Raw genomic sequence first — 20139 nt, forward strand, 5'->3', positions numbered from 1 at the left:
AACGAAACGACAACAGGCCGGGGGAATTTTATGGGGGCAGCATCGTATCGTGCAGCAGGCAATGCTGCGCTCATTACTCTTGCGGCGAGCTTCGCACTCATCACGCCGGCGCAAGCCGAGACGTCCAGCATCAGTGCCGCCGACACCGCGTGGATGATCGTCGCCACCGCGCTGGTGCTGATGATGACGATACCAGGTCTGGCGCTGTTCTATTCCGGCATGGTGCGCAAGAAGAACGTGCTGGCGACCATGGCACAGAGCCTCGCCGCCGTCGCGATCATCTCGATTCTCTGGGTGGCCTTCGGCTACTCGCTCGCCTTCGTCGGCGACGGCGCCTGGATCGGCACGCTCGATCGCTGGTTTCTGATCGGCATGACGATGGAAAGCGTCAATCCGGCGGCGAAGACGATTCCGGAAGCGCTTTTCATGCTGTACCAGATGACGTTTGCGATCATCACGGTGGCGCTGGTGGCGGGCGCGGTGGCCGACCGGATGCGTTTCTCGGCCTATCTCCTGTTCTCCGTCGGCTGGTTCATGTTCGTCTATGTGCCGCTTGCGCACTGGGTATGGGGCGGCGGTTTCCTTGCGACCATGGGCGTGCTGGATTTCGCCGGCGGGCTCGTCGTGCATCTTTCCGCCGGCGTTGGCGGACTGGTTGCCGCGACGGTAATTGGCCGGCGTCACGGCTATGGCAGCGAGAACCTCGCGCCGTTTGATCTGTCGCTCGCCGTGATCGGCACCGGATTGTTGTGGGTCGGCTGGTTCGGCTTCAACGGCGGCTCGGCGCTGGCCGCGAATTCGCGTGCGGTCATGGCGATCACCGCGACCCATCTGGCCGCCTGCGCCGGCGCGCTAACCTGGGCCGCGATCGAATGGGCGACGCGGCGCAAGCCGTCGGTACTCGGCATGATATCGGGCGCGATTGCGGGCCTCGGCACAATCACGCCGGCCTCCGGATTTGTTGCCCCGTGGCACGGCGTCGTAATCGGCGTCGTCGCGGGAACGCTCTGCTTCTGGGCCTGCACCTGGCTCAAGCAGCGCTTCAAATATGACGACTCGCTCGACGTGTTCGGCGTTCACGGCATCGGGGGATTGACCGGGACATTGCTCGCCGGCGTCTTCGCGGTGAACGCGATCGGGGGCACTGCCGGCCTGATCGAGGGCAATGCTCAGCAGGTCCTGATCCAGCTCTATGGCGTCGCGGTTACCCTCGGCTGGTCTGGCGGCATTACCTTTATCCTGCTCAAGCTAGTAGGCGTGTTCGCGCCCCTGCGGGTATCGTTGCAGCAGGAGCTCGAAGGCCTCGACATCTCGCAGCACGGCGAAGCCCTGCAATAGGCCGCCCATCTTATTACCGTTTTCTTGCCCTGCTGCTGAGCACGATTGCGGTCGGCCGTCACGGCCTGCTCACGTTTTGGGCAGGCCTGACTACGCTTTGGGCGCGACGGAATGGCGCAGGAAGATGCAATTCTCGCAGAAGGCGAAAAGGTCCGGATTCATAGTCTGTTAGGGAATGATCCCCATCTGGCACGGCATTTGATTCTATGGGTCCCGACTGTGCCCGCGCAGTGAACATCTCCGCGTGGTGAACCTCAGTCGAGAACGCCCGGTCCGCTGACCCGGGCCCAAGCGGGGACCAAGACCCATGAAAATTGTTATGGCGATCATCAAGCCATTCAAACTCGAAGAAGTCCGGGACGCCCTGACCGCCATTGGCGTTCACGGTCTCACGGTGACGGAAGTCAAAGGTTATGGCCGCCAGAAGGGCCATACAGAAATCTATCGTGGCGCCGAATACGCCGTGAGCTTCCTGCCCAAGATCAAGATCGAGGTCGCGGTCGCCTCGGACCAGGTCGACAAGACCATCGACGCCATCACATCGGCTGCCAAGACCGGACAGATCGGCGACGGCAAGATCTTCGTCATCAACCTCGACCATGCGGTACGCATCCGCACCGGCGAGGCGGATGCCGCGGCCCTCTGATTTCGCGCACAAATCTTACCACTCAGGAGTAAATTCAATGACGTTTAAACGTCCCTATGGCGCGGGACTGGCGGCCCTCGCAGTCGGCCTGTTCGCCGCGACCGCTGCCTACGCCGAGCCGACCGTCAACAAGGGCGACAACGCCTGGATGCTGACGTCGACAGTGCTGGTGCTGTTGATGACGATTCCGGGCCTGGCGCTGTTCTATGGCGGTCTCGTCCGTTCCAAGAACATGCTCTCGGTACTGATGCAGGTTTTCTATACCGTCTGCATCGTCGTCCTGCTCTGGGCGCTCTACGGCTACAGCCTCGCCTTCACCGGCGGTTCCGACTTCATCGGCGGCTTCTCCAAGGCCTTCCTGATGGGCGTGACGACCGATTCGAAAGCGGCGACCTTCAGTGTCGACGCCAACATCTCCGAGCTTATCTATATCTGCTTCCAGATGACCTTCGCGGCAATCACCCCCGCCCTCATCGTCGGCGCCTTCGCCGAACGCATGAAGTTCGCGGCGATTGCCCTGTTCGTACCGCTCTGGGTCACCCTGATCTACCTCCCGATCGCGCACATGGTTTGGTATTGGCCGGGACCGGACCTGATCACGGACGCAGCCAAGGCGCTTGCCGCGGCGACTGACGGTGCGGCGAAGACCGCGGCGCAGGCCAAGCTCGACGAGATCAACGCCGATGCCGGCTGGATCTTCAAGAAGGGCGCAATCGACTTCGCCGGCGGCACCGTGGTGCACATCAACGCCGGTATCGCCGGTCTGGTCGGTGCGCTCCTGATCGGCAAGCGTGTCGGCTACGGCAAGGAGCTGATGGCTCCGCACTCGCTGACCATGAGCATGATCGGCGCTTCGCTGCTCTGGGTCGGCTGGTTCGGCTTCAATGCCGGATCGAACCTCGAAGCCTCCGGCGGCGCCGCGCTTGCCATGACCAACTCCTTCGTTGCGACCGCAGCGGCGGCGATGGCCTGGATGTTCGCGGAGTGGATCGTCAAGGGCCATCCTTCCGTGCTCGGCGCGTTGTCGGGTGCGGTGGCGGGTCTCGTGGCGGTCACACCTGCGGCCGGCTTTGCCGGTCCGATGGGCGCGATCGTGCTCGGTCTCGTGGTCGGCGTCGTCTGCCTGTTCTTCTGCACCGTGGTAAAGAACTCGCTCGGCTATGACGACTCGCTCGATGTGTTCGGGGTCCACTGTGTCGGCGGCATTGTCGGCGCGCTCGGCACCGGCATCCTGGTCAATCCGGCCCTCGGCGGCACCGGCGTCATGGATTATGTCGCCGGCAAGATCGCGGACTACGACTTCGTTGCCCAGATGACCTCGCAGCTGTGGGGCGTCTGCACCACACTGGTATGGTCGGGCATCGGCTCGGCGATCCTGTTCAAGGTCGTCGATGTCATCGTCGGCCTGCGCGTCAACGTCGAGACAGAGCGTGAAGGCCTCGACGTCACCGAGCACACCGAGCGCGCCTACAACATGTAAGTTCTCCCGGGGTGCGATCCTTCCAGGGTCGCATCCACAACTCCGGTTCGGGCACATACCCGGCAATGCCCTGACCGTTGAGGGGCTCCAGCGCAAGTTGGAGCCCCTTTCTTTTTGTGCTCGCCTCGCCCGAAAAGTGCTTGCTGCCCGGGGGCGGTCGGACGCTGGGCGCTATTGTTCGCGTTCTGGTGTGATCAGCTCGAGCGTGGGGAAATAGGTTCTGTAGCGCTTTGCATCGCGTGTCAGAAGCGGTAGCTGTTCGACAGCGGCGTGAGCGCCAATGAAGAAATCCGCCAGCACGCCAGTACGAAGCCCCCCGGCGCTGCGGTACCGCAGGTAAGCTTTGCCAGCGAGAAAGAGCGCGGCGCGCGGGATCGTCGCCAAGTCGATGTCCAAATTGCGGAGCATCGCGTCCACGCCTTCGACCGTCGCGTACCGTGTCGATATCTCGGAATAGATGACGTCATTGATGACAAGCGGCCCGGAGGAAGCTGCTTGTTCGAGCTGTTCTTGCGCCCAGTCCGCCCATACCTCACCGTCGGTGATGACATCTAGGAGGACATTCGAATCGACGAGCGTCATTCCGGTTCGCCACGCAAGAGAGCCATCAACTCATCGGTCGTCATGCCCGGCCCAGCCGACCCTCGCGCCTTGGCAAACCTGCTGGGCGGCCGAGGCCCATCGGCTTTCTCGATCACCACGCCGCCATCGGCACTACGACGGAAATCGACCTGACTGCCGGGCTGAATGCCCAAATAGTCGCGGACTCGTTTCGGAATCGTCACTTGGCCCTTGCTCGTAACTGTCGTTGCCATGGGAACCTCCTCTGGCCTTGGTAATACCTAGTGAAAATATGGTAATACTCCGCAAAATGTCCAGACCAGCCGATGGTTAATCGCGTCTTAACCTCGCCGTATCTATGGTGGTTTGATGGGTTTCCGGGGCTCGCTTAGGTCCTTTGACCGCTTTTGAAAGTGCTGGCGTTTCAGACATGGCAATGACCGCCTCTTCCGGCGTGGCGCAAGGCGCCGGCACTGCAACTCCTGCCGGTCAGGCCGAACGCTCGCCGTTTTTGCGCACAGCCGAGCTGCTGGCGCCTTACCAGCCGGCCAAGCCATTGATCACGCTCTCATTAGGCGAGCCGCAGCACCCGGTTCCGGACTTCGTCGGGCCGGTGCTGGCGAAACACATTGCAGAGTTCGGCCGCTATCCATTGGCTAAGGGCATCGAGCCGTTCCGGCGCTCCGCCGCCAACTGGCTTTCGAACCGGTTCCAACTCCCCCGCCCGATCGACCCCGAGAGTGAAATCCTGGTGCTGAACGGCAGCCGGGAGGGGCTGTTTTTCGCGGCGATCACGGCCGCCCGTTATGTTGGCCCGCGCAAGGGCAGGCCCGCGATCCTGATGCCCAACCCGTTCTATCCGGCCTATGGCGCAGGCGCCCGCGCTGCAGGCTGCGAATTGGTCTACCTTCCGACCACGCTCGCCAACGGATTCCTGCCGGATCTCGCCACGCTCGACGAGGCGACACTGGCCCGAACCGTTGCGATGTTCATTGCCTCGCCCGCCAACCCGCAAGGCGCGGTCGCTTCGCGCGACTACTTCACGCGGCTGAAGAAGCTTGCCGATGCCTACGGCTTCATGATCCTGAGCGACGAGTGCTATTCGGAAATCTACACCAGGCAGGCGCCGGGCAGCGCACTCGAATGCGCCGGGCCCGACTTTGCCAATGTCGTTGTGTTCCAGTCGCTGTCGAAGCGCTCCAATCTTCCGGGCATGCGCGTCGGCTTTGCCGCCGGGGATAACAAGTTCCTCGCCGCCTTCCATGAGTTTCGCAACGTCGCGGCGCCGCAAGTGCCGGTGCCGCTGCAACACGTCGCGGTCGCCGCCTATAGCGACGAGACGCATGTCGAAGAAAATCGTCGCCTGTATCGCATCAAATTCGATCTTGCCGACCAGATTCTTGGCAGCCGCTACGGCTATGTCCGGCCGGCCGGCGGATTCTGCGTTTGGCTCGATGTATCCGAACGCGGTGGCGACGAGGCGGCGGCGGTGAAACTCTATCGGGATGCGGGTGTCCGTGTGATCCCCGGAAGTTATTTGTCGCGTCTGCAGAATGACGGCTTCAATCCCGGCGCGGGCTACATCCGCCTGGCGCTGGTCTCCGATAGTGAATCAACGGCCGAGGCATTGCACCGGCTGGTCGAAACTCTGGATTAATCGCAGGGCCTTAATGAGCATGCCAGCGATCGAACGTGTCATTCCCCTGGTCGGCCATCTGCCGGTCTCGATCCGCGAGGCGCTGGCGCGGCGGCTGCGCGAACTTGCCGGCCTCAGCCTGATCGCGCTGTCCGGTGTGGCGGCGGCGGCGCTGATGACGTGGTCGGTGCAGGACCCGAGCCTGAGCCACGCGACCTCGCGTCCGATCCGCAACGTTCTCGGTTATCCCGGCGCGATCGGCGCCGATCTGTTGATGCAGATTCTCGGGCTCGGCGCGATCATGCTGATCCTCCCCGTCGCAGTGTGGGGCTGGCGCATGCTGACGCACCGCACCTTCGACCGCGAAGCGTTGCGCCTTGGGTGCTGGATTCTCTGCACGGTGATCGCGGCAGGCTTTGCAAGCTGCTGGCCGCATGGCGGGGCGTGGGCGCTGCCGACCGGCCTTGGCGGCGTCGTCGGCGACGCGCTGGTGCGTGCGCCCGCCGTGGTGTTCGGCCCGGCCGGCTTCACCTATCGTCTTGTGCTCGGCATCATCCTGTTTGCGGCGATGGCTGCGGCCTTTCTGTTTGCCAGCGGCTGGGGCTCGCGCCCGAAAGAGGAAGAGCTAACGCCGATCGAGGACGATGACGCGCCCTTCGTTGAGAAAGAGGATCGCAGTTCGGTATCGCTCGGATGGGTGTACCATGCCCTGATGAGCGCAAAGGCTCGGCTTGGATGGCTGATGGGCGCGGCCTACCGGTCGCTGGTGTCGAGTTCGCCGCCGCCTCGCAAGTCCTCGTTCGAACGTCAGGAACCGAGCCTCGGCGGCCGTGCCGCACCGGCATTGGCCCCGCAGCAAGAGGAATTCGAGGAAGAAGAGGAAGAGGAGGACGAGGAAGTGCCCGCCGCCCGCACTCCGCGCAAGAAGCCTGCACCGCGCGCAGCGGCGAAGAAATCCGACAAGTTCGAACTCCCTTCAGTCTCGATGCTGACGGCGCCGAAGGCGTCCGACCGGCAGCCGCTCAGCAAGGCCGAACTGGAAGCCAATTCGCGCGCGCTGGAAGGCGTGCTCGGCGATTTCGGCGTCCGCGGCGAGATCGTCAAGGCCAATCCCGGCCCGGTCGTGACGCTGTACGAACTCGAACCGGCGCCCGGCATCAAATCCTCGCGCGTCATCGGCCTTGCCGACGACATCGCCAGATCGATGAGTGCGCTTTCGGCGCGCGTCGCCGTGGTTGCCGGCCGCAACGCCATCGGCATCGAGCTGCCAAATGCGCATCGTGAAAAAGTTTACCTGCGCGAATTGCTGACCACAAAGGACAGCAACGAGTCGACGGTGAAGTTGCCGCTCTGTCTCGGAAAAAACATCGGTGGCGAATCCATCATCATCGATCTGGCGCGTACACCGCATATGCTGATCGCGGGTACAACCGGCTCCGGCAAATCAGTCGCCATCAACACAATGATCCTCAGCCTAGTTTATCGCCTGAGGCCGGATCAGTGCCGCCTGATCATGGTCGATCCCAAGATGCTCGAGCTCTCCGTCTATGACGGCATCCCGCATTTGCTGACGCCGGTCGTGACCGATCCGAAGAAGGCGGTGGTGGCGCTGAAATGGGCCGTGCGCGAGATGGAGGAGCGCTACAAGAAAATGGCTAAGCTCGGTGTGCGCAACATTGACGGCTATAACCAGCGCCTCGTCGAAGCCAAGGCCAAGGGCGAGGAGCTGACGCGCACGGTGCATACCGGCTTCGACAAGGAAACCGGGAAGGCAATCTACGAGGAAGAAAAGCTCGAGCTTGAGCCGCTGCCCTATATCGTCATCATCGTCGACGAAATGGCCGACCTGATGATGGTGGCGGGCAAGGACATCGAAGGCGCGGTGCAGCGCCTGGCGCAGATGGCGCGCGCCGCCGGCCTGCACGTCATTCTCGCGACGCAGCGTCCATCGGTCGACGTCATCACCGGCACCATCAAGGCTAACTTCCCGACCCGCATCGCATTCCAGGTCACATCGAAGATCGACAGCCGCACTATTCTCGGCGAGATGGGCGCCGAGCAACTGCTCGGTCAGGGCGACATGCTCTATATGGCCGGCGGCGGTCGCATCAGCCGCGTGCACGGACCATTTGCATCGGACGAAGAAGTCGAGAAGGTCGTGCGTCACCTCAAGACGCAAGGCGCGCCCGAGTATCTGGAAGCGGTGACTGCGGAGGAGCCGAGCGAGGAAGACGGCGCGGTATTCGATTCCACCGGTATGGGCGGCGATGGTGGCGGCGACCTGTTCGCGCAGGCGGTTGCGATCGTCAAGCGCGACCGCAAGGCCTCGACGTCCTATATTCAGCGCCGGCTGCAAATCGGCTACAACCGCGCCGCCTCGCTGATGGAACGAATGGAACAGGAAGGCATCGTTGGCCAAGCGAATCACGCCGGCAAACGCGAAATTCTGGTCGAGGAGGAAGAGGGCGGATTCTAAAGCGGTGAAGATGGATTCGACGCAACGATTTCACGGAAAAACGATATCTCCTTTGCTCGAAAGCACGATAAACTGGCCGGCAGCGGGATGCCTCGTCGAATAGAGATCCGAAATATCTGATGACACAACAACCCACCCATCGCTGGCTGCGCTCCGGACTGGCCCTTTTGATAGCTACATCCATCGCCGGCTTCGCGACATCGGCTCTCTCGCAGACTGTGCCGGTTCCAAAGCCCGCGCCCAAGGCCCGCGACGGCAATGTGCAGATGAGCGCACAGGAAAAGGCGCCGATGACCACCGGCGCGAGCCAGGCGCCGCCGAATCCGGTGCTTCCGGACCCGCGCCGCAATGTCCCGGCCAATGTTTTTGCAACCTTCGATGCCAACCAGAAGGCGCAGGCTGCGCGGGTGAGTTCATATCTCTCGTCGCTGCAGACGCTGGTCGGAAATTTCGTCCAAGTCGGCCCTGACGGCAGCAGGACCAAGGGCGATTTCTACATCCAGAAGCCGGGCAAGGTACGTTTCGAATATGACGACCCCAGTCCCATCGCGATTATCGCCGATGGCTCGTCGCTGGCCGTGCGCGATCGCAGGCTCGCGACCCAGGACATCTACCCGCTGTCGCAAACGCCGCTGCGTTTCCTGCTGTCGGACCGGATCGATCTGTTGAAGGACACCAATGTCGTCAACGTCACGGCGGATGACGTTTACATCAGCGTCACCATCGAGGAGAAGCAGGCCCTGATCGGCACCAGCCGGCTGATGCTGATGGTTGGGGTCAAGGACGGCCAGCTCAAGCAATGGACGGTAACCGATCCGCAGGGCTACGACACCACGGTTGCGGTCTATAATCTGGACTCGTCCAAGAAGGTCGATCCCGGCCTGTTCAAGATCGACTTCACCAACTACACTACTCCGGCGAACTGAGCGGCGCGCTTTCCATTAGGATGCATGGGTGGGCACGGCGCAAATGCGCGTTTGTCCACCCTACGAAATTCCACCTGTGGACAAAGCGCGCGACGTCGTCATGAACCGTGGTAAGACACGGCTCCCATGCGTTTTTCCCTGACAACGTGGAATATCAATTCGGTGCGCCTGCGCATTGATATCGTCGCCAAATTCCTCAAATCGGCGCGACCGGATGTGCTGTGCCTGCAGGAAACCAAATGTATCGACGATGCTTTTCCGCTGAAGCGGTTCAAACGTCTTGGCTATGAGCATGTCGCGCTGAACGGGCAGAAGGGCTATCACGGCGTCGCCATCGTCTCGAAACTGCCCTTCGACACCACCGACATCAGAACCTTCTGCGAAAAGATTGATTCGCGTCACGTCTCGGTGGCGTTCGGCGAGAAGGCCCAGCTTGCAAAGCCGCTGGTGCTGCACAATTTCTACGTTCCAGCCGGCGGCGACATTCCCGATCCCGTTCTCAATCCGAAATTCGATCACAAGCTGAAATTTCTCGACGAGATGAAGGCCTGCGAACCGCTGCATCCGCGCGGTGACGACCGGCATATCCTGGTCGGCGATCTCAACGTTGCACCACATGAAAACGACGTGTGGTCGCACAAGCAGCTTCTAAAGGTCGTCTCGCACACGCCGATCGAATGCGAAAAGCTCCTGGCCGCGCAGGCCCATGGCGAATGGTTCGACGTCGCTCGCGAGCGGATCCCGCTTTCGGAAAAGGTCTATACGTGGTGGAGCTACCGCGCTGCCGACTGGACGGTTGGCGACCGTGGCCGTCGGCTCGACCACATCTGGGTCTCGCGCGCGCTGAAGGACGCTGTCAGCGATTTCAGGATTACCCGCGATGCGCGCGGCTGGGAGCGTCCATCGGACCACGTGCCTGTCACGGTGACGCTGGAGGTGTAGCGATCAGATGTTCAGTTTCGCGCCTGCCATCAGAATATCGCTGGCGAGCTGGCTGGTGCGGGTGGCGAGTTCGTCGCGCAGGCGGCGCGCCGCGGCGGGGTCACTTTCGAGCACGCGCTGAAACAGGCTGCGTGACACCCGGATAACAGAGGAATGATCAAGCGCGACCGCGCTGGACGGCCGTTTCATGGCCACGATCAGCGCCAATTCGCCGATCAGGGCCCCGGGTCCCGCAACGACTTCAGCGCCACCGTCTTCGACGCGGAACGATCCGCGCTGCACGATATAGCCCGCATCCGCGTCGTCGCCGGCATTGAACAGATAATCGCCGGGTGAGAAATCGCGCTGCTCCGAGCCGATCGCCAGCATGCGTAGCGCCGCCGTCCCCAACAGGCGCAGTGTCGGGACCCGCTCAAGCAGGGCTACATCATCGTCGATCGACATGGACCGTTGACCGGGATGCGCGAGAATTACGAATCGTGGCTGCGAATCGTATCACGGCACCAGTTTGTAGCCACCGGCTTCCGTCACCAGGATTTCCGGATTGGCCGCATCTTTCTCGATCTTCTGCCTGAGACGGTAGATATGGGTTTCCAGCGTGTGCGTGGTAACGCCCGAATTGTAGCCCCAGACTTCCTGCAGCAGCGTCTCGCGCGATACCGGCAACTGGCCGGCGCGATACAGGAAGCGCAGGATCGCGGTTTCCTTCTCGGTAAGCCGCACCTTTCTGGCATTGGCGGCAGTCAGCATCTTGGAGCCGGGCCGGAAACTGTAGGGGCCGACGGAGAATACCGCGTCCTCGCTGGCCTCGTGCTGGCGGAGCTGCGCCCTGATTCGGGCGAGCAGCACGGCGAACCGGAATGGCTTTGCGACGTAATCATTGGCCCCTGATTCGAGCCCCAGAATCGTGTCCGAATCGGTATCGTGGCCGGTCAGCATGATGATCGGCGCCTTGAAGCCGCCTTTGCGCAGGCTGCGTACGACTTCACGTCCGTCAGTATCGGGCAAGCCGACATCCATCAGCACCAAGTCGGGGGAATTGGCTTTGGCGGCGCTGGCGCCCTTGGCGCCGGTATCGACTGCGGAGGCTTCGAATTCCTCATGCAGCGACAATTGCTCCACCAACGTATCGCGCAGATCGGTGTCGTCATCCACGATCAGGATCTTGCGGGCATTGGGCATAGGATACGATCCTCTTGAGGCAGGCGGCGGGACACAAGCGAGAGTGTCTCAAGCCGGGTCTTGGTCGATAACAACCTGATTCGTGGGCAACTTCACAAGCAAGCCGGGTGATCAGGCACTGATTCGCATTGAGGTAAGAGATTGTTACAGTTTCACAAGCCGAACCGCAGTCTATCCCAGATTTGAGGCGCGTTTGGATGAATGTCCTGTAATGCCGCCAAATAGAGCAATTGAGGCATGGCAAGCAACCCCAAGGTTCGGGCATTGGCATGGAAAGTAACGCCATTTCAATCACTTATCAGACAGATGCGCGTGATTGGCCACTGACGGCAATCCGGGTCCGCAGGGCTGCCGGCGACCCCTGTCGGGGCTGGCTGACGGCGGACGGCTGGACCGTGCCGGTGGCACTTGGCCGCGGCGGCATCCTCGCCAACAAACGGGAGGGCGACGGCGGCACTCCGCGAGGCATCTATCATCCGCTGCAATTGTGGTGGCGCGCCGACCGCCATCCCCGGCCGCGGACCTATCTGCCGGTCCGGCCGATCCGGCCCGAAGACGCCTGGTGCGAGGACCCGCAGGACCGCCGTTATAACCAGCCAATCCGTCTGGTCCGGGACCAGGCTGGTGACCGGCTGACGCGCGAGGATCACCTCTACGACTTCATCGTCGAAATCGATCACAACAGCGCGCCGCGAATTGCCGGCCGTGGCAGCGCCGTGTTCCTGCATCTGGCGCGGACCAATTTCTCGCCGACGGCGGGATGCGTCTCGATGACGAAACCCGCCATGCTGCGGCTGTTGCGGCGGATGGGACCGCAGACGAAAATCATGATCGGCTGATGGGGAATCAAACAATGCTCGACAGGAACGCAATAACGGCCGCATCAAAGACCCTGCATGACCACTGGCGCGCCGGCACCAAATTATCCGGCCTCGACGAATCGCTGCGACCGCGCGACCGCATTGAGGCCTACGCGATCCAGGCGGGAATCGAAAAATACTCGTCCGATACTTTGTTCGGCTGGAAGATCGCGGCGACCAGCGAGGCCGGACAAAAGCACATCAACGTCGACGGCCCGATGGCCGGGCGCATTCTGGCCGAGACCGTCGTCCCCGACGGCGGAATGGCTTCGATGGCAGGCAACGAAATGCGCGTCGCCGAACCCGAATACGCCTTTCGCATGCGCGTGGATCTGCCGGCGCGCTCCACGCCCTATACGACGCAGCAGGTGCTCGATGCGATCGACACGCTGCATCCGGCCATCGAAATTCCGGATTCGCGGTTTCAGGATTTCGTCAGCGCCGGTGCCGAACAGATCATCGCCGACAATGCCTGCGCACATCTGTTCGTGCTCGGGCCTGCCGCAACAGCCGATTGGCGTTCAATGGACCTCGTCGAGGAACGGCCGGTCATCACGATGCGCGGCCAGCAATTCGTTGGCCACGGCAAGAACGTGTTGGGCGATCCGCGCATTGCGCTGACCTGGCTCGCCAATGAACTGCGCCAGCTTGGCGTGACGCTGAAGGCAGGCCGGATCGTCACCACCGGGACCTGTCATGCACCGCTGCCGATTCAATCAGGAGATTTCTGCGCGGTCGATTTCGGGTCGCTCGGAAAAGTGTCGGTGGGATTCAAGTAGCTTTCTCGACGTCATTGCGAGGAGCGACAGCGACGAAGCAATCCATCCGTCCGCAGATTGAAAGAATGGATTGCTTCGCGGAGCCTGTCATCGGGCGCGCATTCGCGCGACCCGTTGGCTCGCAATGACGAAATTACCGCGCGCCAAAAATCGCCGAGCCGACGCGCACATGCGTCGCGCCCATCTGGATCGCGACTGCAAAGTCGGCGCTCATGCCCATCGACAGATTTTTCAGCCCGTTACGCGCGGCGATCTTGGCGGTCAATGCAAAATGCGGTGCCGGCGCCTCGTTCACCGGCGGAATGCACATCAAGCCGGAAATGACCAGACCGTATTTGTCGCGGCAGCTCGCGATAAAGGCATCCGCCTCGCCGGGCGCGATGCCGGCCTTCTGCGGTTCCTCGCCGGTGTTGATCTGAACGAACAATTCCGGACGCTTCTTCTGCGAATTGATTTCCTTGGCCAGCGCTTCGCAGATGCTGGGACGGTCGACTGAATGGATGGCGTCGAATAGCGCCACGGCTTCCCGCGCCTTGTTGGATTGCAGCGGCCCGATCAGATGCAGCGCAATCCCGGGGTGGGCAGATACCAGCGGCGGCCATTTCGCTTTGGCTTCCTGTACGCGGTTTTCGCCGAACACGCGCTGTCCGGCATCGATAACCGGCGCAATCGCCGTTGCATCAAACGTCTTCGATACCGCGATCAGCGTCACCGATGTGCGCTCGCGGCGCGCTTCCTTGCACGCGCGCGCGATGTCTTGCTCCACCTGAGTCAGGCCATTTGGTAAAGACTTGGTTAGCGGTGTCGCCATCTCTCTCGCGTCATGTCCTGATTTCGATCGGAAATTTTACGGCGTTTCCTCGAATTTTACCAAGTTCGAGAAAGGCTTTTTGAACCCTTCACACTACCATGCATGCCGTGTCGGGGGCATGATGTCTGGCGTCAGTTTCAACCGCAATCGCGTCAAACTCAAGAAGCTTCTCGGAATCCGGGCGCGACTTGCGTTGCTCGCCGTGATGCTGGTGGCGCCCTTGATGCTGGAACGGGTCCGTTCGCTCGAAGACGCGCGCGCCAAGCAGATCGCGATGGCTTCGGAGGAATACGCCAACATCACGCTGCACACTGCGGAGACCCAGCGCCAGATCGTCTCGTCGGTTGAAACGATGCTGAAATCGGCCGCCTATATCCGCGCCTCCAGTGGCATCGGACGCAGTTGCGAAATCCTGCGCGCCAGTCTGCCGACCAACCTGCCCTGGATTCGCAGCATCATGATCGTCAGCAGGGAAGGCGTGGTGCAGTGTTCGACACTGAACATGCTGGTCGGGCTCGACATCGCCGATCGCGAATATTTCAGGAAGGCGCAGCAAACCCGCGGCTTCGTTTTCAGCGACTATCTGTTCGCCCGAATGACGAACAAACCGATTCTGATGGCGGCTTATCCGGTGGCCGCGATCAATCCGGAAGAAGACGCCGTGGTAGTCGCCGGCATCAATCTCGACTGGATGTCGAAGATCATGGCCAAGCTCGGCGGACGGCCGGGCATTTCGGCGCTGCTGGTCGATGGCGCCGGTGTCGTGCTGGCCGCGCCGGCTGACGGGGCCAGTATGATCGGCAAGCCGCTCAATAACGTGCCGCTGCTGACGGCCATCGCGCACAAGGCGCTCGTTTCCGACACCCCGACTGGTTCGCTATCCTTCACCGCTGCCGACGGATCGCAACGCGCGATCAGTTTCGCGCGCATTCCCGGCACGCAATCGCGTCTTATCGTCAGCATCGACGAAGCCAAGATCACGGCGGCGATCAACCGCGATATCCGCACCGCCTATCTGCAGCTCGGACTGGTCTGCCTGTTCGTGCTGCTCGGCGCGCTGATCGGCGCGGAAAAGCTCATCATCAACCCGATCGAAGTCATGACCGGCATGGCCAGGCGGTTCGGCGAAGGCGACTCGTCGGCCCGCGTCTCGCGCAGCCGCCTGCCGTCGGAGTTCATGCCGCTGGCCCGCGCCTTCAACGCCATGGCGACGCAACTCAGCCAGCGCGAGCGTGAGCTCGTTGCCACCAACGACCGGCTCACCGTGATGGCGTCGATCGACATGCTCTCCGGCCTAGCCAACCGGCGCGGCTTCCAGAGCCGGCTCGATTTCGAATGGATGAAGGCGCAGCAGTATCATAGCGAGCTGTCGCTGCTGATGATCGATGTCGATCACTTCAAGCTCTACAACGACACCTATGGGCACCCGGAAGGCGACGCCTGCCTCACCCGGATCGGCGAAGCGCTGGCCGGCATCGCCGCCGACAATCTGGGCTTTGCCGGCCGCTATGGCGGCGAAGAGTTCTGCTTGCTGCTGCCGAACACCAGCCCGCAAAAAGCGTTGGAGGTCGGCGAATCCGTGCGTGCCACCGTTCAAGGCCTCGGCCTGCCGCACATCACCTCCAGCCACCGCACCGTCACCGTCAGCGTTGGCGTCGCCGCGACCCTTCCGAATGACGCCCAAACGCCCGGCGACCTGATCGAGGCCGCGGACGCCGCCCTCTACGCCGCCAAGCACCGCGGCCGCAACACCGTGGTCGAGCACGGCTTTGCCAAGCTGGTGGACGAGGCCGGGATCGCGATGGCCGGGTGAGCCGACGCTCCACGCCATCGGCTGAAACGCGCCCCACTGTCCCGACCCGTTGACCCCGCAGCCGCTTTTGTGGCCTAGTCCGCCGTCCTCTGGACGGGACCCGAATCCACAAAAAGCCCTGCGATTCCATGACTTCCGAACGTTACAACGCCCGTGATTCCGAGCCGCGCTGGCAACGCCAGTGGGACGAAAAGGCGATTTTCGCCTCGAAAAACGACGATCCGCGGCCGAAATACTACGTGCTCGAGATGTTCCCCTACCCGTCCGGGCGCATCCATATCGGGCATGTCCGGAACTACACGCTGGGCGACGTGCTGGCCCGCTTCATGCGCGCCAAGGGTTTCAACGTGCTGCACCCGATGGGCTGGGACGCGTTCGGGCTGCCGGCCGAGAACGCCGCGATCGAGCGCAAGGTCGCGCCAAAGGCGTGGACCTACGACAACATCGCCGCGATGAAGAAGCAGTTGCGGTCGATCGGTCTGTCGCTCGACTGGTCACGCGAGTTCGCGACCTGCGATCCCGCCTATTACAAGCATCAGCAGAAGATGTTTTTGGACTTCTTGCGCGCCGGCCTGGCCGAACGCGAGAAGCGCAAGATCAACTGGGACCCGGTCGACATGACCGTGCTCGCCAACGAGCAGGTGATCGACGGCCGCGGCTGGCGCTCGGGCGCCGTCGTCGAGCAGCGCGAGATGAATCAGTGGGTCTTCAAGATCACGAAATACTCGCAGGAACTCTTGGACGCGCTTGATGGCCTGGACCGCTGGCCGGACAAGGTCCGCCTGATGCAGCGCAACTGGATCGGCCGCTCGGAAGGCCTGCTGATCCGCTTCGCGCTAGATGCGGCGACGACTCCGGCCGGCGAAACAGAGCTGAAGATCTTCACCACGCGCCCCGACACGCTGTTCGGCGCAAAATTCATGGCGATCTCGGCCGATCATCCGCTGGCGCAGGCGGCGGCCACGAAGAACCCAAAGCTCGCCGAGTTCATCGCCGAGGTGAAGCGAATCGGTACCGCGCAGGAGATCATCGACACCGCGGAGAAGCAGGGCTTTGACACCGGCATCAAGGCCGTGCACCCGTTCGACCCGAACTGGAAACTGCCGATCTATGTCGCGAACTTCGTGCTGATGGAATATGGCACCGGCGCCATCTTCGGCTGCCCCGCGCACGACCAGCGCGACCTCGATTTCGTCAACAAGTACAATCTCGGCAACACGCCCGTGGTCTGCCCGGAAGGCCAGGACCCGAAAAGCTTCGTCATCACCGACACCGCCTATGACGGCGATGGCCGCATGATCAATTCTCGCTTCCTTGATGGCATGACCATTGACGAGGCCAAGGAAGAGGTTGCCAAGCGGCTGGAAAAGGAAATGCGCCCCCTCCCTAACCCTCCCCCGCAAGCGGGGGAGGGAAGGATGGGGGCCGTCGGCGAGCGGCAAGTGAATTTCCGCCTGCGCGACTGGGGCATTTCGCGCCAGCGCTATTGGGGCTGTCCGATCCCGGTGATCCATTGTCCGAAATGCGACGTGGTGCCGGTCCCCGACGCCGATCTGCCGGTGACGCTGCCGGAGGACGCAACCTTCGACAAACCCGGCAATGCGCTCGACCATCATCCGACCTGGAAGCACGTCACCTGCCCCAAATGCGGCGGCAAGGCGCAGCGTGAAACCGACACCATGGACACGTTCGTGGATTCGTCCTGGTATTTTGCGCGTTTCACCGATCCCTGGAACGAGAAGGCGCCGACCACGCCTGATGTTGCCAACCGGATGATGCCGGTCGACCAGTATATCGGCGGGGTCGAGCACGCGATCCTGCATCTCTTGTACAGCCGCTTCTTCACCCGCGCGATGAAGGCGACCGGCCACATTAGCATGGACGAGCCGTTCGCCGGCATGTTCACGCAAGGCATGGTGGTGCACGAGACCTATCAAAAGGCCGATGGTTCCTACGTGACACCGGCCGAGGTGAAGGTCGAGACCGGCGGCAACGGCCGCCGTGCCACGCTGCTCGACAGCGGCGAGGAGGTCGCGATCGGCGCGATCGAAAAGATGTCGAAATCGAAGAAGAACACCGTCGACCCCGACGACATCATCGCGACCTACGGTGCCGACGTCGCGCGCTGGTTCATGCTGTCGGACTCGCCGCCGGATCGGGACGTGATCTGGAGCGACGAGCGCGTGCAGGGTGCCTCACGCTTCGTGCAGCGGCTGTGGCGGCTGGTGAATGAATCGGCTGAAATCGCCAAGATAACCCCGGCCGCGCGGCCGGCCTCGTTCGGGGCGGATGCGCTTGGCTTGCGCAAGGCGGCTCATGGCGCGCTCGACAAGGTGTCATCCGGGATCGAGCGGCTGCATTTCAATGTCTGCCTCGCCCATATCCGGGAATTCACCAATGCGCTTGCCGAGGTGCTGGGCCGTGAGGGTAAGCCGGCGCCGGACCTGGCCTGGTCCGTCCGCGAGGCCGCAATCATCCTGGTTCAATTGTTCGCGCCGATGATGCCGCATCTGGCCGAGGAGTGCTGGCAGGTGCTGGGGCAGTCCGGGCTGATTTCGGAGGCCGACTGGCCGCAAATCGAACGCGATTTGCTGGTTGAAGACACCGTGACGCTGGTGGTCCAGGTCAACGGCAAGAAGCGGGGTGATGTTACCGTGCCACGGGTCGCCCAAAATCCGGAAATTGAGGCTGCCGTTTTGGCGCTCGATGCGGTAAAACTCGCCCTCGGCGGCAAGACCGTCCGCAAGGTAATCGTAGTTCCCATGAGGATCGTGAATGTCGTTGGCTAGGACCCGGATCGCCGTTCGGCTCATCGCCGTCGCCGCTCTGGCGGCGCTCACGGCCGGCTGTTTTCAGCCGATGTATGCCGAACGTACCGATGGCAAGCCTGGTTTGCGCGAAAAGCTGATGGGCGTGGAAATCCCACCGGTCGAGAAAAATAACGCCTCGCGGGAAGCCCGAATTCAGGTCGAGATCCGCAACGCCCTGGCGTTCAAGCTCTACGGCAACGCCACCGGCATGCCGCCGACGCACCGGCTGGTACTGCGCTTTAACACTTCGCGGTCCTCGCTGATGCTCGATCCAGCCACGGCGCTGCCATCGAGCGAAAATGTCGGCATCGACGCACAATACAATCTGATCGACCTCGCCACCAACAAGTCCGTCATGACGGGCACGACTTTCTCCCGCGTGTCCTATGACGTCCCCGGCCAGTTGCAGCGCTTCGCCCGCGCCCGCGCTTTCCGCGACGCCGAGGACCGCGCCGCCAACGAGATCGCGGAAAACATCCAGACCCGGCTCGCGTCCTATTTCTACGCCGGCACCTGATGTTCCGTCATTCCGGAGCGTGCGAAGCACCAACCCGGAATCTCGCGCAGCAATCTCTGGATTCCGGGTCCCCGCGAAGACGCGTGTCCCGGGGAATGACGCCAAGAAGGGTCCGTCGTGGTCGCGCTCCGCGGAAAAGACATCGACGCTTTTCTCGCCCGGCCTGATGCCGGCCGCCCTATTATCCTGCTGTACGGCCCCGATGCCGGCCTCGTGCGCGAGCGCGCCGACGCGCTGATCGCGTCCGCGGTCGACGACCCCAACGACCCGTTTTCGCTGGTGCGGCTGGACGGCGATGAGTTGGCCGCCGAGCCGTCGCGGCTGGTCGACGAGGCCATGACGATCCCGATGTTCGGCGGCCGGCGCGCGATCCGTGTGCGCGCCGGCTCCCGCAGTTTCGCCAGCGGCGTCGACACGCTGGCCGATTCGCCGATCAAGGATTGCCGCATCGTGATCGAGGCCGGCGAGTTGCGGCCGGAATCGCCGCTGCGCAAGGCCTGCGAGCGCGCCAAGACTGCGGTTGCCATCGCCTGCTATCCCGACACCGAGCGCGACCTCATCAGGCTGATCGATGAGGAATTACGGAGTTCAAATTTGCGCATCGCCTCAGATGCCCGCGCGGTGCTGATGTCATTGCTCGGCGGCGACCGCCAGGCCTCGCGCAACGAGCTCCGCAAGCTCGCGCTGTATGCCCATGGCAAGGGCGAGATCGCGCTCGATGACGTCATGACCGTGGTGTCCGATGCGTCCGAGCTAAAACTCGACGCGATCGTGGATGGCGCCTTTGCCGGCAAGCCGGACTTGGTCGAAAGCGAGTTCGCCAAGGCGATGGTCGCCGGCACTTATCCCGGCGTGATCATCTCGGCCGCGCAGCGCCAGGCAGCATGGCTGCACAAATCGGCGCTCGCGGTGGCCGAAGGCACGCCGGTCTCGACCTTGCTGGAAAGCGGCTATCCGCGCCTGCACTTTTCGCGAAAGGGCGCCGTCGAAATCGCGCTGCGCAATTTCAGCGCGCCGCGGCTGGCCACCATCATCGATCAGCTCGGAACCGCCGCCCTCGACATGCGCAAGCAGGCTTCGCTCGCGTCAGCGATCGCGCTGCGCACGCTGCTCTCGATCGCAGCGAATGCCAAGCGAAGGGGGTAAGGAAGGTGTTTCAGATCGTCATCGCGAGCGAAGCAATCCCTAGCGCTGCAAGTGGAGGAATGGATTGCTTCCGCCTTCGCTCTTCGAGCTACGGCGGACAAGTCGTCGCTGTCGCTCCTCGCAATGATGGGGTGGACGGCCCCCGAACGGCATCGATGTGCCAGACTGGCGATGCTGAGTCGAACCAGACAAGGGGACCGTCCATGACGAAGATTA

At 62.4% G+C, this 20139-nt stretch carries 18 protein-coding genes; 13 read left to right on the forward strand and 5 right to left on the reverse strand.

All coding sequences use genetic code 11. The features are described 5' to 3' along the window. Positions 1-30 precede the first annotated feature (30 nt). The 3 genes from IVA95_RS34960 to IVA95_RS34970 all read left to right on the forward strand — a co-directional run bounded on the left by IVA95_RS34960 (position 31) and on the right by IVA95_RS34970 (position 3464). Positions 31-1338 carry an ammonium transporter gene (locus IVA95_RS34960; protein ID WP_247514644.1) on the forward strand — a complete coding sequence of 436 codons (1308 nt, stop codon included), beginning with the start codon at positions 31-33 and terminating at the stop codon, positions 1336-1338. Positions 1339-1645: 307 nt separating this feature from the next. Beyond that, on the forward strand, positions 1646-1984 hold the full coding sequence (locus tag IVA95_RS34965) for a P-II family nitrogen regulator (protein WP_008142813.1): 339 nt from the start codon (positions 1646-1648) through the stop codon (positions 1982-1984). Positions 1985-2021: 37 nt separating this feature from the next. Further along, the gene (locus tag IVA95_RS34970; RefSeq protein WP_247514645.1) at positions 2022-3464 is read left to right on the forward strand and encodes an ammonium transporter; all 1443 of its coding nucleotides are present in this window, start codon (positions 2022-2024) and stop codon (positions 3462-3464) included. 171 nt (positions 3465-3635) lie between these two features. Here IVA95_RS34970 and IVA95_RS34975 read toward each other — a convergent pair whose 3' ends face one another. Beyond that, a complete protein-coding gene (locus IVA95_RS34975) occupies positions 3636-4046 on the reverse strand; it encodes a type II toxin-antitoxin system VapC family toxin (protein ID WP_213250602.1) in 411 nt (136 codons plus the stop codon). Further along, positions 4043-4279 (reverse strand): AbrB/MazE/SpoVT family DNA-binding domain-containing protein, encoded by a 237-nt coding sequence (locus IVA95_RS34980; protein WP_057844908.1) that lies wholly within the window; start codon positions 4277-4279, stop codon positions 4043-4045. Before IVA95_RS34980 ends, IVA95_RS34975 begins: the two co-directional genes overlap by 4 nt. A gap of 176 nt (positions 4280-4455) precedes the next feature. Here IVA95_RS34980 and IVA95_RS34985 point away from each other — a divergent pair, with 176 nt between their 5' ends. From IVA95_RS34985 to IVA95_RS35000, 4 genes are all read left to right on the forward strand, one after another. Beyond that, a complete protein-coding gene (locus IVA95_RS34985) occupies positions 4456-5682 on the forward strand; it encodes an aminotransferase class I/II-fold pyridoxal phosphate-dependent enzyme (protein WP_247514646.1) in 1227 nt (408 codons plus the stop codon). Between the two features lie 13 nt (positions 5683-5695). Beyond that, positions 5696-8137: a DNA translocase FtsK gene (locus tag IVA95_RS34990; protein ID WP_247514647.1), complete on the forward strand. Its 2442-nt coding sequence runs from the start codon at positions 5696-5698 to the stop codon at positions 8135-8137. 119 nt (positions 8138-8256) lie between these two features. Then, positions 8257-9063, forward strand: coding sequence for an outer membrane lipoprotein carrier protein LolA (locus IVA95_RS34995; protein ID WP_247514648.1), 807 nt, complete (start codon positions 8257-8259; stop codon positions 9061-9063). A 126-nt stretch (positions 9064-9189) separates the two neighbouring features. Continuing rightward, positions 9190-10005, forward strand: coding sequence for an exodeoxyribonuclease III (locus IVA95_RS35000; protein WP_247514649.1), 816 nt, complete (start codon positions 9190-9192; stop codon positions 10003-10005). A 3-nt stretch (positions 10006-10008) separates the two neighbouring features. Here IVA95_RS35000 and IVA95_RS35005 read toward each other — a convergent pair whose 3' ends face one another. Together IVA95_RS35005 and IVA95_RS35010 are read right to left on the reverse strand one after the other, a co-directional pair. Further along, complete coding sequence (locus tag IVA95_RS35005; RefSeq protein WP_247514650.1) at positions 10009-10449, reverse strand: cyclic nucleotide-binding domain-containing protein; 441 nt, start codon at positions 10447-10449, stop codon at positions 10009-10011. Between the two features lie 51 nt (positions 10450-10500). After that, on the reverse strand, positions 10501-11187 hold the full coding sequence (locus tag IVA95_RS35010) for a response regulator transcription factor (RefSeq protein ID WP_028348340.1): 687 nt from the start codon (positions 11185-11187) through the stop codon (positions 10501-10503). A gap of 269 nt (positions 11188-11456) precedes the next feature. Here IVA95_RS35010 and IVA95_RS35015 point away from each other — a divergent pair, with 269 nt between their 5' ends. Together IVA95_RS35015 and IVA95_RS35020 are read left to right on the forward strand one after the other, a co-directional pair. After that, entirely contained in the window at positions 11457-12026 is a 570-nt protein-coding gene (locus IVA95_RS35015) for a L,D-transpeptidase family protein (protein WP_247514651.1), read from the forward strand. A gap of 14 nt (positions 12027-12040) precedes the next feature. Further along, positions 12041-12826, forward strand: coding sequence for a hydratase (locus IVA95_RS35020; protein WP_247514652.1), 786 nt, complete (start codon positions 12041-12043; stop codon positions 12824-12826). 133 nt (positions 12827-12959) lie between these two features. Here the strand turns inward: IVA95_RS35020 and IVA95_RS35025 are convergent, their stop codons facing one another. Continuing rightward, entirely contained in the window at positions 12960-13637 is a 678-nt protein-coding gene (locus tag IVA95_RS35025; protein WP_247514653.1) for a YggS family pyridoxal phosphate-dependent enzyme, read from the reverse strand. Positions 13638-13758: 121 nt separating this feature from the next. On the opposite strand from IVA95_RS35025, the gene IVA95_RS35030 reads away from it, so the two are divergent. The 4 genes from IVA95_RS35030 to holA all read left to right on the forward strand — a co-directional run bounded on the left by IVA95_RS35030 (position 13759) and on the right by holA (position 19923). Continuing rightward, entirely contained in the window at positions 13759-15450 is a 1692-nt protein-coding gene (locus tag IVA95_RS35030; RefSeq protein WP_247514654.1) for a diguanylate cyclase, read from the forward strand. Between the two features lie 128 nt (positions 15451-15578). Further along, on the forward strand, positions 15579-18239 hold the full coding sequence (leuS, locus tag IVA95_RS35035) for a leucine--tRNA ligase (protein ID WP_247514655.1): 2661 nt from the start codon (positions 15579-15581) through the stop codon (positions 18237-18239). Then, positions 18226-18777, forward strand: a complete 552-nt coding sequence (gene lptE / locus IVA95_RS35040) for an LPS assembly lipoprotein LptE (protein WP_247514656.1) — start codon at positions 18226-18228, stop codon at positions 18775-18777. The genes leuS and lptE overlap by 14 nt, the downstream gene beginning before the upstream one ends. 117 nt (positions 18778-18894) lie before the next feature. Further along, the gene (gene holA, locus IVA95_RS35045; protein WP_247514657.1) at positions 18895-19923 is read left to right on the forward strand and encodes a DNA polymerase III subunit delta; all 1029 of its coding nucleotides are present in this window, start codon (positions 18895-18897) and stop codon (positions 19921-19923) included. Positions 19924-20139 lie beyond the last annotated feature (216 nt).

The organism is Bradyrhizobium sp. 157, assembly GCF_023073815.1.
Taxonomy (GTDB): Bacteria; Pseudomonadota; Alphaproteobacteria; order Rhizobiales; family Xanthobacteraceae; genus Bradyrhizobium.